Origin of the sequence: Janthinobacterium sp. 17J80-10 (assembly GCF_004114795.1) — a bacterium.
Classification (GTDB): domain Bacteria; phylum Pseudomonadota; class Gammaproteobacteria; order Burkholderiales; family Burkholderiaceae_D; genus Paucimonas.
Genome location: NZ_CP035311.1, coordinates 2791224 through 2804510, shown reverse-complemented (window position 1 = coordinate 2804510; position 13287 = coordinate 2791224). Strand labels below are relative to the sequence as shown.

9 protein-coding genes and 1 rRNA gene are annotated in these 13287 nt (G+C 59.1%); all 10 read left to right on the top strand.

The window, feature by feature from the left end:
• Window positions 1-85 precede the first annotated feature (85 nt).
• Entirely contained in the window at window positions 86-2023 is a 1938-nt protein-coding gene (locus tag EKL02_RS12520; RefSeq protein WP_128902360.1) for an HD domain-containing phosphohydrolase, read from the top strand.
• Window positions 2020-3438: an efflux transporter outer membrane subunit gene (locus tag EKL02_RS12515; protein WP_241687705.1), complete on the top strand. Its 1419-nt coding sequence runs from the start codon at window positions 2020-2022 to the stop codon at window positions 3436-3438. Before EKL02_RS12520 ends, EKL02_RS12515 begins: the two co-directional genes overlap by 4 nt.
• A gap of 12 nt (window positions 3439-3450) precedes the next feature.
• Window positions 3451-5199, top strand: coding sequence for an FHA domain-containing protein (locus EKL02_RS12510; protein WP_128902358.1), 1749 nt, complete (start codon window positions 3451-3453; stop codon window positions 5197-5199).
• Window positions 5162-6538 (top strand): HlyD family efflux transporter periplasmic adaptor subunit, encoded by a 1377-nt coding sequence (locus EKL02_RS12505; RefSeq protein WP_128902357.1) that lies wholly within the window; start codon window positions 5162-5164, stop codon window positions 6536-6538. Before EKL02_RS12510 ends, EKL02_RS12505 begins: the two co-directional genes overlap by 38 nt.
• 307 nt (window positions 6539-6845) lie before the next feature.
• On the top strand, window positions 6846-7109 hold the full coding sequence (locus tag EKL02_RS12500; RefSeq protein WP_128902356.1) for a hypothetical protein: 264 nt from the start codon (window positions 6846-6848) through the stop codon (window positions 7107-7109).
• Window positions 7110-7166: 57 nt separating this feature from the next.
• The gene (locus EKL02_RS12495) at window positions 7167-7724 is read left to right on the top strand and encodes an ATP-dependent Clp protease proteolytic subunit (RefSeq protein ID WP_128902355.1); all 558 of its coding nucleotides are present in this window, start codon (window positions 7167-7169) and stop codon (window positions 7722-7724) included.
• 164 nt (window positions 7725-7888) lie between these two features.
• Window positions 7889-9121, top strand: coding sequence for an efflux RND transporter periplasmic adaptor subunit (locus EKL02_RS12490; RefSeq protein ID WP_128902354.1), 1233 nt, complete (start codon window positions 7889-7891; stop codon window positions 9119-9121).
• Window positions 9122-9137: 16 nt separating this feature from the next.
• Window positions 9138-10340 (top strand): ABC transporter permease, encoded by a 1203-nt coding sequence (locus EKL02_RS12485; protein ID WP_128902353.1) that lies wholly within the window; start codon window positions 9138-9140, stop codon window positions 10338-10340.
• Window positions 10341-10350: 10 nt separating this feature from the next.
• Window positions 10351-11055, top strand: coding sequence for an ABC transporter ATP-binding protein (locus EKL02_RS12480; RefSeq protein WP_128903487.1), 705 nt, complete (start codon window positions 10351-10353; stop codon window positions 11053-11055).
• 640 nt (window positions 11056-11695) lie between these two features.
• A 16S ribosomal RNA gene (locus EKL02_RS12475) occupies window positions 11696-13226 on the top strand.
• The last annotated feature ends 61 nt before the right edge of the window (window positions 13227-13287 follow it).

Genomic DNA, 13287 nt, shown 5'->3' with positions numbered 1-13287 from the left:
TGGCGATTTTTCGCAAGGTCGAAAAGCTTATTCATCCCGCCATTTACTCCGGTTTGGCTTGGCGGGAATCGTTGAGGGCGCGCAGATGGATACCCAGACTCGAATGCAGGAGGCGCAAGGCGCTGTCATGGCTTATCTGGAAGTCATTGGCAGCGGCGTGGTCAAATCCTCGGTATTCCCCCTGCACGACGAAGTCGTCATCGGGCGCGATCCTCAGGACTCGCTCGCCTCGGACCGTTTTCTTTGCATTCCCGAGCATACCGTCAGCCGTCGGCACGCCCGCATCATGCGTCGGGGTGAAACCTATTTCGTTGAAGACCTGCATTCTTTCAATGGTACCTGGGTCCTTGGCAAGCGCCTGGCGCCTGGCGCCTGGCAACCCCTCCAGGAAGGCGATGAGCTGTCGGTGCCGTCAGCGCGAATGGTGTTCCACTCGCTGATCGTGCCTGCCAAGGAAAGCACGCCTGCGATGATCACCAAAATGGTCGACGCCACGCAATATGCCCAGACCATGCAGCCGGAGCATGCTGTCAGCCAGGCTGACATGCAACGCCTCGTGCGCAAGCTGCACGCGATGGCACAAGTCGGCATCGCTCTCGGCGCGGTCACCGATCGTGCCACCCTGACGGAAAAGATCATGAACTTCATCTTCGATCTTTTCCCGGCCGCCGAGCGCGCGTTCATTCTTCTGAAAAAAAGCGAAGGCGAGGTGCTTTTGCCGGTCGCGGCAGCGCGGCGCGACGGCACCGTGGAAGACCCGCAGAAGCTAAGACTGTCGCATACCATCATCGATGAAGTGGTCAACAAGAAGCAAGCCATCCTCTCGGTCGATACGCTCGCCGACCGCCACTTCGGCTCGCAGGAGTCGATTATTTCCCAGGCTATCCGCAGCGTCATGTGCGTGCCGCTGCTCCTGGAAGGCGAATGCCTGGGGCTGATACAGGTCGATACCTCGTCCGACCCGTATGCTTTCAAGGAGCAGGACCTCGAAATGCTGACCGGGGTTTGTGCCGAAGCGGCGGTGGCCCTGAAGAATTTCCAGCTTTATTCGGATATCGAGCGCCTGCTGGACGGCTTTGTGCGCGCGTCGGTGCAAGCTATTGAGGAGCGCGATCCCGTCACTGCCGGCCACTCGTTCCGTGTTGCAGCCTATGCCGAAAGCTTTGCGGTCGCGGTGGACCGTGCCGACAGCCCCGAGATGCGCCAGATCCAGTTTTCCCGCGACCAGTTGCGTGAAATCCGCTACGCCGCGCTGCTGCACGACTTCGGCAAGGTCGGCGTGCGCGAGCATGTCCTGCGCAAGGAAAAAAAGCTCCACCATGCGGACATGCGCATGCTTGAGCAGCGCTTCCGGCACGCGCGCGCCTGCCTCGAGCGGCAGGCGTGGCGGCGCCTGGCCGACCTGCACCTGGAACGCGACCTCAGCATGGAAGCCTTTCGCATCGAGAAGGAGCGCGTTGAACACGAATTGCAGCAAGAATCCAAACGCCTCGACGTTTTTCTCGAAACCATACGGCGCGCCAACGAGCCTGCCATTTCCCTTACCGAAGATACGGGCGAACTGCGTGAATTGCTGGGCTGCTCCTATCCCGAGGAGGAAGGGCACAGCGCACCATTGCTCGGCGAAGACGAATTTCTCGCGCTGAGCATCACCAAGGGCTGCCTGACGGCGGACGAGCGCAAGCAGATTGAAGAACACGTCGTCGATTCCTATTCCTTCCTGATCCTGATTCCCTGGACCAAGGATCTTGGCGGGGTACCTTCAATCGCCCATGGGCATCACGAAAAGCTGGATGGCTCCGGATATCCGATGGGCTTGCGCGGCGACCAGATCTGCGTGCAGACCCGCATGCTGACCATCTGCGACATCTACGATGCCCTGACCGCCGCGGACCGTCCCTACAAGAAGTCGGTGCCGGTGCCGCAGGCGCTCGACCTGATGTGGCTTGAATGCCGGGCAGGGCATCTGGATTCCCGCCTGTTCAATGTATTTGTCGAATCCAGGGCATGGGCGGCCGCATGAAAAATCTTTTCCTCCTCTTGGCATCCACGTTATTGCTTGCGGGGTGCCCCGATGTCAGCATGCCGATATACCGGCAACCGGAGACGCCGGTCAAGGCCGGCTGGTCGCAATCGCAGCAGGCTGGCGCCACCATTACTGCGCCGGCGGCCATTTCGCCGGAGTGGTGGAAAGAGTTTCGCGACCCGGCGCTGGACCAGCTTGTGGCACGTGCGATTTCCGGCAACTTCGATGTCAAGGTGCTGGCTGCGCGTATCGGCGTCGCCAACGCGCAGATCGGCGAGGTGCGCGCCGGTGCGCTGCCGACGCTGGATGCCGGCGCTGGCGCCAGCTTTGAAAAATCTACCGGCCAGAAGTTTTCCAAGCAATTCAACCTTGCCACCCAGGTCAACTGGGAAATCGATGTCTGGGGCAAGGTGGCCAAGGGGGCGCAAGCCCAGACCGCCGAGTTCCGCGCCACCGAAGCCGACTGGCGCGCCGGTTACCTGACCCTCGTGTCGGACGTGTCGACAACTTATTTCCAGATCCTGCAATTCGATGAACAGATCGCCCAGCAGCGCAAGACCCTGGAAAAAAACCGGCAGATACTTTCCACCTTTGAAGCCATGCTGAAAAACGGCCTGGTGCCGCAAACGCGGGTGTTGCAGCAACGTGCTGAAATCAATCGCCTGAGCAATGACCAGCTCGAACTGGACCGCTTGCGCAAGCTGGCCGGCAATGCGCTGTCCACTTTGATTGGCGTGCCTGCGGGTGACTTCATCCTGCCTACCGGCCAGTTGCAAAAGACGGTGCAATTGCCGCCGGTGCCGGCCGGCCTGCCATCGGAACTCCTGAAGCGTCGTCCCGACATCGTGGCGGCGGAATATCGCGTCCTGTCGGCTTACGACCTGATCGGTCAGGCCAAGCTGGCGCAACTGCCTTCTGTCAGCCTGACCGGGCGCGGCGGCAGTGCCAGCTTTGGGCTGGGCACCCTGCTCAAGTCATTCACCCTTGGCCTTCTGCCGAGCATCAACTTCCCGATCTTCGACCCGGGCGTGAAAGCCCGCATCAAGACCAGCGAGGCGCAGTCCCAGGTGATTGAGCAGGAATACCGGCGCACCGTGATGGCCGCCTTCGAGGAAGTCGAGAACGCCCTGGTGAACCTCGATTCCCACAAAAAGCAGCGCGTCGAGCTGCAGCAGGCCGTCGATAACCTGAATGTCGTCGCCACCCAGGTGCAGGCGCAACTGAAAGAGGGCCTGGTATCGCAACTGGAATTGTTCGAGACCGAGCGCTCGCTGCTGGGCGCCCAGCTGGCTTTGCTGGCCAATCACCAGCAATTGCTGTCCGACACGGTGACCCTGTACAAAGCCCTGGGCGGTGGCTGGCCGACAGTGGAAGTGGCCAACGAAGCGGGCACGCCCGGCCAGGGAAAGTGAGCGGAACCCTGCATGGCACAGCCGACCCAGGTCCTCGACAAGGCGCCGTCGCATGCTGCCGTGGCAGCGGGACAGGGTTGCGCCATTCTTCTTCAACCCCTGTCGCACAAGGACCTTGCGGAAATCCGCATTGACGACAACCTCTTTCCCATTGGCCGCACCGAAGCACCGTTTGCATCCTATCCTCCCGGCGTCGTGTCGGACCTGTCGCGCCGTCATGCCAGGATCTTCTTCGAAGCAGGCAAGGTGTACATCGCCGACCTCGACAGCAAAAATGGCACCACGGTCAACGGCACCAGCGTGCAGCAGAAAATCACCCGTCTGCATGACGGCGACGAAATCTGTTTTGCCGGCCAGTTGTGTTACCGCGTCCGGCTGGGCACCGCCGAGGAAACGGCTGCCGCCTCGCCGGGCATGAAGCTGGCCAGCCTGACCATGACGCCGGAACATGACGAGTTTGGCTTGCAGCCGATCGTCATTGCCCGCTTTCCGTTTTTGATCAGCAAGACCGATGACACCTTTGCGCGCTACCGCGAGGCGCACCCGCATCAGGTCAATTACCTTTCGCGCCGTCATGCCCACATCTTCGTCAAGGGCGATACGCCCTATATCGAAGACCTTGGCAGTACCAATGGCACGTTCGTCAATGGCAAGCGGCTCGACGAGCATGCGGTACGGTTGAAGGACGGCGATTCCCTCGCCATCGGCGGTCATCACTTTGTCTACAAGGTCAGCCTGCAGCAGGAAGCCGCGGCGCTGGAGCCAACCGTAACCAGGCTGGACCCGGCGCGCATCGCAGCGGCGGCAGCTGTTCCCGGTGCGAAAGCCGGCGCGGCCAGCCCTGATCCTGTTCCGGCGTCCGCTGCCGTCCAGGCAGGCACGGCAGCAAGGGCGCCGCCGGATGCCGATAAAACCACGTTCGTGGCTGCCGCGGGGTCGTTTCTTGACATTTTTTGTGTCGACAACGCCGTACCAGAAGTCGAAGAAGATGCATCCAGCGTCGCTGCGACCAAGGCAGCGGGCGAGCAGGGCGGAGCCGGCGCGCCAGTGCGCAAGGGCCGGGCGCGCGGCAAGCTTGCGCTGTTTACTGCAGAGCTGTCGCAGGCATTCAGCGGCGGCGAGCGCCATCTCGGGATGGGCAACTGGTGGCGCCTGCCGGCCGTGGCTGCCGTGCTCATCACGGCAGCCGCCCTGGCATACATGGCCAACAGCCCCGAGCGCGCATTGCGCGGCTTGTTGGCCGATGGCGACTACGCCCGCGCCGCGAGCGCGGCTGCCGGATATCTCGAGACCAAGCCTGACCAGCCCCAGCTGAAAGCGCTCGGCACCGAAGCCCTGCTCAAGTCCGGCGTGCCGCAGTGGCAGGCGCAACTGCGCGCGCGCCAGTTCGAACGCGCCAATGCCGCGCTGGCCGGGATGAAGCAGCTTGGGCGCCATAATTCCGATGTCCAGCCGCTGCTCGCCGAACTGGAATGGGTCGGCCAGCTGGAACAATTCGTGGCGGCGCGTGGCGGCGCCGAGCAGGCGGTGCGCGACGAAGCCGATGGCGAGCGCATCCGGCGCCTGTTGCTGCAGTGGGACGACGATACGGCCGGGCACCAGCAGGCGTTTTCCACCATTTCATCTTATGTTCCCGACTTCCGTGACCAGTACGCCCAGGCCTTAAGCCATGTGCGCAAGCTGGCGCTGGTAAGCGGGCAGCAAGCGAAAGGAGGGCAGGGCAATGGCGACCAGCGGCAGCCGTCTGAAATCGCTCACTGAGGCGCTGGAGGATCATAGTGCTGAAGGCATTGCGATTCTATCTGCCGAGCCCTCGCGCTACATCCACGCCGCCGTGATTGCGACTGCCGCATTGCTGCTGGCGGCGCTGCTATGGTCTTTTTTTGGCCATGCCGATGTCATCATCACTGCCCAGGGGGCGCTGTGGCCCAAGTCGGAAGTGCGCCGGTTCTATGCCCCCATCGATGGCGAACTCGCCAATATCTATATCGCCGAAGGCCAGCCTGTGCTCAAGGGTGACGTCATGGCACGTTTGAACGCCCGGGGCGCCATCGAAGCCGCCACCAATGCGCTCGACGCCCAGCTCAAAATGGAAGCCGCCGAACGCGAGTGGCGCGAATTTCCCGGAAAAAAAGCGCTTCTGCAGCGGCGTGCGGATGCGCTGAAGGAGGCGGTCGCCGTTGAGGAACGTCAGCACCAGCAGCGCCTGGCTGAGGGGACGAGCAGACTGGCACAGGGCCAGCAGGCGCAGTCGCAGGAAGCGCGCACCAATGTCGAAGAAGCCCGTCGCGCACGCGATGCGGCAAAGCTGGAAGCGGAAAAATTCCAGCGCCTGTTTGCCTTGCCCGGCGGCGGCGGGGTGTCACAGCTGCAGGTCGAATCCAAGAAAAATGCGCTTGAGGCTGCCGAAAATGCCGTGCGCGTGGCACAGTCGCGTGTCAGCGAACTGGGCGCGCGCCAGAGCCTGGAAAGCACCCAGGCCCGTTCACAACTGGAAACCAGCGGGCAGCAGCTGACCAATCTGCGCCTGCAGCAGGAAGCGGCAGAAAAGGAAGTCGCCAATGTCGAGGAAAAGCTGCGCCTGCAGGTGCAGACTGCGCGCCTGGTAGCCGATGCCGCGGCCCGCATCCGTTTCGAAAACATCGACAAGGATAACTTCCTGCGTATTATTGCCCCGGTGGATGGCGTCATTACCGATGTCACTTCCACCCAGCCCGGCGACAAAATCCAGGCGAACGCGCCGCTGGGTGGCATCGCTCCCAAGGATGCGAAGCCGATTGTCAAGATCGAGATTGCAGAACGCGACCGTGCATTTCTGAAGGAAGGCTTGCCGGTCAAGCTGAAATTCAATGCCTTCCCTTATCAGCGCTATGGCTTGATCAACGGCACCCTGGAATATATCTCGCCGGCCACGAAGCCCTCGCCAGAAACTAAGCAACCAGTGTACGAAGGCCGCATCACGCTGGAGCGCGACCATTATCTTGTCTCTGAAAAGAAATATCCGCTGCGTTATGGTATGACGGCAATTGCCGAGGTCGTGGTGCGCGAGCGGCGCCTCATCGACCTGGCGCTCGATCCCTTCCGGGAAGTGGGTGGATAGCCAAGTCGTTCATCCATTGTGCTGGAATATTGCACCAGCTAACGATGGCAAGATGATGGCAACCGGCGCAGTTCCCTGTAACCCTTACGACCATGCAGTAGGATTTACATGTAACCCTAAAAACTTTCTCGGACGCTAGAAAGCGCTCTACGGCAGGTTTTATCCCCTATTTCACCTGATTTGCCTTAATCCAGTTAAAACCCGCCCAAATAATGGTCGTCATGGCGGCTTTGCATTCCTGGCATGAGAGATGCATTGAGTACCTGTTCCGGTATTTGCCGGTTTTATTTGCATTCAGGAGACGACCATGCCGAATCAAGACAAAGACAATCAGCAAAAGCAGCAGAACCAGAATCAGGGTAAAGAAAGCATGACTGAGGGGCAACAGTCCAAGACTCAGCAGAATGAGAATCAAGGTCAGCAAAACCAGAATCAGGGTCAGCAGAAGCAGAGTCAGACGCAAAGTCCAAATCAGGACAAAAATCCGAGCCAGAACCAGAACCAGAATCCTGGCCAGAGCCAGAACCAGGGTACAAGCCAGCAACAGGGCAAAGGCTCGCAGAAGCAGTAATTCCATCAGCTAACATGGGTATGACTCTGCCCCTTCGGGGGTGGAGTAACGAGCGCAATGGACCCAATTTCAAATCCGGAAACTGTGCTTTATGCAACCTTGGCCGGGAGAGTGGACGAAGCCATGGTGCAGCGATTATTTTCGCAAATGGCAACCGCCGTCTCCTGCGGGGTGCAAGAACTGCATCTGATGATCCAGTCCACGGGTGGCATTATCAACGATGGTATTTCCGTTTATAACTATCTTCGCAGTTTGCCTCTTGAAATTACAACCTACAACACAGGTACCGTTCAATCAATTGCCGTAAGCATTTTTTTAGCGGCAAAAAAAAGAAAGGCGTCCCTGTTCGCCACGTTCATGATTCACAAGGCAACGTTTTATGCGGCCTCACCCACCACTTCTGTCCAGCTCAGCGCCGCAACGCAATCTCTGATGGTCGACGATGACAGGATCGAACGCATTCTCAAACAGTACATCCGGATGCCGGAAGAAAAATGGGAAGTGCACCGTTACGTCGACTTATTCATTACGGCAGAAGAAGCGCTCGTTTTTGGTGTGATTGACGAAATTGCCGATTTCAAGCCGCCGCCTGGCGCAAAGCTGATCAATATCTGATCCCTCGAACAGACTGTTCGTTTGTCCGCAAAGCAGTCCTTGCCGCGCCAGCGTACACATAAGTTATAAAGCTTCTACGCTGTCAACGATCGCCTGCGTGCATTGATGCGCGCGCATGCCTTGTAACGACTGGACAGCTTGTTTTCAATCCATCGAGAGCCGATATGCCGACGCGGCGGTTAAAACCCTGGGCGATCATTGTCGCTTGCTTGTTGATGCTGGCACTCGGTGTCATGCTGTATCGCCAGTGGCAAGGGCCGGTATTGCCGGGATACCAGGTGTCTGCAGCGCCCCTGGTGCAGAATGTCGTGGCTACCGGCCGGGTCGTCTCCAATTCACGGGCGCAAGTGGGCAGCGAAATCACCGGGGTGGTGACTGAACGCCTGGTGCGTGAAGGCGACAAGGTGGCAGGCGGGGATGCATTGTTGACGCTGCGTGCAGACGATCTCGCTGCCCGCGTGCGCGAGGCGCGTGCCGCGCTGGCACAATTGCGCCAGTCGCGTCGCCCCCAGGCGCAGGCAAGATTGCGCCAGGCTGAAGCGCAGCTTGCCCAGGCCCGCCGTGAAGCCGGGCGCAGCCAGGCACTCCTGCAAATCGATGCCATTTCGCGCGAAGCCAAAGAGCAAGCCGACCAGGCGCTGGCAAGCGCCCTGGCCAGCGCCGAACAGGCACGCTTCGATTCCGCCGCGCTTTCGGCAGGCCAATCCGAAGAAGGCATCCTTCAGGAACGCCTGGCAGCCGCGGAAGCGGCGCAGGTGAAAACACGCGTGCGGACGCAATTTTCAGGAACCGTATTGACGCGCAATGTGGAGGTGGGCGACCTGGTGCAGCCAGGGCGGGTATTGTTTGAAATCGCCCGTGCCGACAGCACGGAAGTCCTGGTCCCGGTGGACGAACGCAACCTGGGCGTGCTGGCGCTGGGCCAGGCGGCAACCTGCGTGCCGGATGCCTATCCAGACCGCCAGTTCAAGGCGGTCATCAGCTTTATTGCGCCCGCCATCGATCCACAGCGTGGCACTGTGGATATCCGCCTGCGTGTAGAGCCGCTGCCGGATTACCTGCGCGACGACCTGACCGTCACAGCCAATATCGAAACCGGACGCCGGGAGCGTGCCCTGGCTGTGCCCAACGATGCCTTGTTCGAACTCCAGGGCAGCCAGGCGAGTGCCTTCGTGGTGAGGCAAGGCAAGGCCCGTCGCGCTACATTGACGCTGGGCCTGCGCGGCCTGGCAATGACGGAGGTCAGCGCGGGCCTGGAAGAGGGCGACTGGGTACTGATCCGCAAGGATGTCCGCGAAGGCCAGCGGGTACGTGTTGTCCGCAGTGCCGCGCCGCTGCAGCAAGCCAGGCAGTCGAACCGGGCTACCCGCAACGAAACGCCGATCAAATTCAACTGAGCGCCGCCGAGATTCCATGTGGATTGAAACGACCATCGCGCTGAAATTTCTGCGGCAAGGGTTGATCCAGACTGCGCTGATTCTTGTTGGCATCGCCGTGGGCGTGGCCGTCATCGTGTTTGTGACCACCCTCATCACCGGCTTGCAGAGCAATATCATCGGGCGCACGCTGGGCACGCAATCGCATATTCGCGTCGAACCGCCCGAAGAAATCAACCGCCTGGCGCCCCACCCGCAGGGAACGCAAGTCCTGCTCCTGGAAGACAAGCGTGCCCAGCGCCTGCGTTCCATCAATAACTGGATCCAGGTGCGCGACACCCTGGACACCCTTGCCGAGGTGACTGCCGTGTCCCCTGTGATTGCGGGGCCGGCATTTGCCCGCCGCGGCGACGTGCGCAAGTCCATCTCCCTGCTCGGCATCGATCCGCCCCGCTACCAAAAGATTATTCCCGTAAGCGAAGACATCATCGCCGGCCAGTTCCGGGTAGGGGCGGGCGATGCGGTCATCGGCAAGCTGCTGGCCATGGAGCTCGGTATGCAGGTCGGCAACAAACTGCGTCTCGAATCAGGGGATGGCCGCGCCGCCATCGTCACTGTCGCAGGCATTTTTGAACTGGGCGTGCGCGAGCTCGACTTGCGCTATGTATATGTCGACCTGAAGCAGGCGCAATCCATGCTGGATTTATCGGGAGGCATCACGCTGATTGATCTCACCGTACGAGACTTGTTCGCTGCCGACGCCGTTGCTGAAAGAATCGGCCGCCTTACTGGCCTGAAAGTGGAAAGCTGGATGCAGACCAATGCACAATTGGTGAATGCGCTGCGGTCGCAAACGCTGTCGACCAGCATGATCAGCTTTTTTGTTGCACTCTCGGTTGCATTCGGCATAGCCAGCGTCCTGGCCATCAGTGTGACCCAGCGCACTCGCGAGATCGGCATCCTGCGCGCCATGGGCATCCGGCGCCAGCAATTGTTGCGCGTATTCCTGGTGCAGGGCGGCCTGCTCGGATTTGCCGGGTCGGCAATTGGCGCGCTGGCAGGGGCCGGCCTGGTCTGGGTATTCAATACCTTCGGCCCGAAGCTGTTTTACATACCGCTGTCGCTGGCCCTGATTCCGATGACGATGGCCGCCGCAACCGTCACCGGGGTTCTCGCCGCGATGGTGCCGGCATGGCGGGCGTCCCGCCTCAATCCGGTGGAGGCCATCCGCTATGTCTGAAACGCCCGCGATGGCAGCTCCCGCCGAGGCGGTCCTGCGCCTGGAGCAATTACGCAAGTCCTATAACATCGGCCAGCCCACTGAAACGGAAGTCTTGCATGGCATCAGCCTGACGGTCGGCCACCAGGATTTCGCTGCCCTGGTCGGGCCTTCGGGATCGGGAAAAAGCACACTGTTGAACCTGCTTGGCCTGCTCGATCAACCCACATCGGGCGAACTGTACCTGCTGGGTCAGGCCACCCGGACCATGGATGACGCTACGCGCACTGCACTGCGCGGCAGCCGCATTGGATTTGTCTTCCAGTTTCACCACCTGATCCAGGCATTCAGCGCCATCGATAATGTGCTCATGCCGTTGATGCTGGCCCACGGCAAGCCCGATGACGAAGCTCGGGAACGCGCACGCAGCCTGCTCGCGGAAGTCGGGCTGGAACAGTTTGCCGACAAGAAGCCGGGCGAATTGTCTGGCGGGCAGCAGCAACGCGTGGCAATCGCACGGGCATTGGTCACGCGCCCGGCCCTGTTGCTGGCAGACGAGCCCACAGGGAACCTGGATACCAGGACCGCCGCAAGTGTCTTCGAACTATTTCGCAAGTTCAATCGCCAGTATGGATGCGCGGTGCTGGTGGTCACACACGATCCGCGACTATCGGCCGTGTGCGACCGCACCATTGCGCTGGTGGATGGTCGTATTGTTGAAAACCAGGATTCATGACTCTGTGCGAGGGCGAATCGGTTTTATTTGGCGGCGCAATGAAAAGGGGGTAGACGGTTTCCTCAGAAGCCCCCATAATGCTGCTTCTTCGTTGCAACGATCTCTCGAAAGAGGGTTGAAACAGCGAAGAAGAAGAGAAGTTTGATTGCGGAAGTTCGTCAGTTGTAGCGTCCTCCCTGGCAGCAAATCCCCTCGACAGTAATCGACCTGTGCCTCTGGCTGGGTTTGTTATTTTTCTGGCATTCATGCCGGAGCGAGCGGTTTGATGACTGGTCCTTGTCCGGCAAGTCTGGATGGGGCAAGGCAGGATGGTTTTGAAGGGTGTAAAAATTCTTCAAAAACGCAGTTGACGAAAAGATTGAAACGCTTCATAATCTCGCCTCTCTGCTGCTGACGAACACAACGATTCGCAGCGACGCTGATAACACGGCGGAGCAGAACAAGTTCTTTAAAAATTAACAGCCGATAAGTGTGGGCGCTTGATGGAGTGCACTGCCGGGTTCGCCTGGCAGATGACTTAAAAAATATCAAGTGCTCACAAGTAAAGAAAATAGGTAAGTTCGCAAGAACTTAATCTGTCAGTATTTTGAGTGAGCGACGATCCTTCGGGATCTGCCAGAAATGGCAAGTAACAGAGATTAAACTGAAGAGTTTGATCCTGGCTCAGATTGAACGCTGGCGGCATGCCTTACACATGCAAGTCGAACGGCAGCACGGGGGCAACCCTGGTGGCGAGTGGCGAACGGGTGAGTAATATATCGGAACGTGCCCTGGAGTGGGGGATAACGTAGCGAAAGTTACGCTAATACCGCATACGATCTAAGGATGAAAGTGGGGGATCGCAAGACCTCATGCTCGTGGAGCGGCCGATATCTGATTAGCTAGTTGGTAGGGTAAAAGCCTACCAAGGCGACGATCAGTAGCTGGTCTGAGAGGACGACCAGCCACACTGGAACTGAGACACGGTCCAGACTCCTACGGGAGGCAGCAGTGGGGAATTTTGGACAATGGGCGCAAGCCTGATCCAGCAATGCCGCGTGAGTGAAGAAGGCCTTCGGGTTGTAAAGCTCTTTTGTCAGGGAAGAAACGGTGCGGGCTAATATCCTGTGCTAATGACGGTACCTGAAGAATAAGCACCGGCTAACTACGTGCCAGCAGCCGCGGTAATACGTAGGGTGCAAGCGTTAATCGGAATTACTGGGCGTAAAGCGTGCGCAGGCGGTTGTGTAAGTTTGTCGTGAAATCCCCGGGCTCAACCTGGGAATTGCGATGAAGACTGCACGGCTAGAGTGTGTCAGAGGGGGGTAGAATTCCACGTGTAGCAGTGAAATGCGTAGATATGTGGAGGAACACCGATGGCGAAGGCAGCCCCCTGGGATAACACTGACGCTCATGCACGAAAGCGTGGGGAGCAAACAGGATTAGATACCCTGGTAGTCCACGCCCTAAACGATGTCAACTAGTTGTCGGGTCTTAATTGACTTGGTAACGCAGCTAACGCGTGAAGTTGACCGCCTGGGGAGTACGGTCGCAAGATTAAAACTCAAAGGAATTGACGGGGACCCGCACAAGCGGTGGATGATGTGGATTAATTCGATGCAACGCGAAAAACCTTACCTACCCTTGACATGTACGGAACCCTGCTGAGAGGCGGGGGTGCTCGAAAGAGAACCGTAACACAGGTGCTGCATGGCTGTCGTCAGCTCGTGTCGTGAGATGTTGGGTTAAGTCCCGCAACGAGCGCAACCCTTGTCATTAGTTGCTACGAAAGGGCACTCTAATGAGACTGCCGGTGACAAACCGGAGGAAGGTGGGGATGACGTCAAGTCCTCATGGCCCTTATGGGTAGGGCTTCACACGTCATACAATGGTACATACAGAGGGCCGCCAACCCGCGAGGGGGAGCTAATCCCAGAAAGTGTATCGTAGTCCGGATTGGAGTCTGCAACTCGACTCCATGAAGTTGGAATCGCTAGTAATCGCGGATCAGCATGTCGCGGTGAATACGTTCCCGGGTCTTGTACACACCGCCCGTCACACCATGGGAGCGGGTTCTGCCAGAAGTAGTTAGCTTAACCGCAAGGAGGGCGATTACCACGGCAGGGTTCGTGACTGGGGTGAAGTCGTAACAAGGTAGCCGTATCGGAAGGTGCGGCTGGATCACCTCCTTTCTAGAGTTTGCACGCAAGTCAAGTGTCCACACTTATCGGTCTGTTATTTAAAGAGAACAGA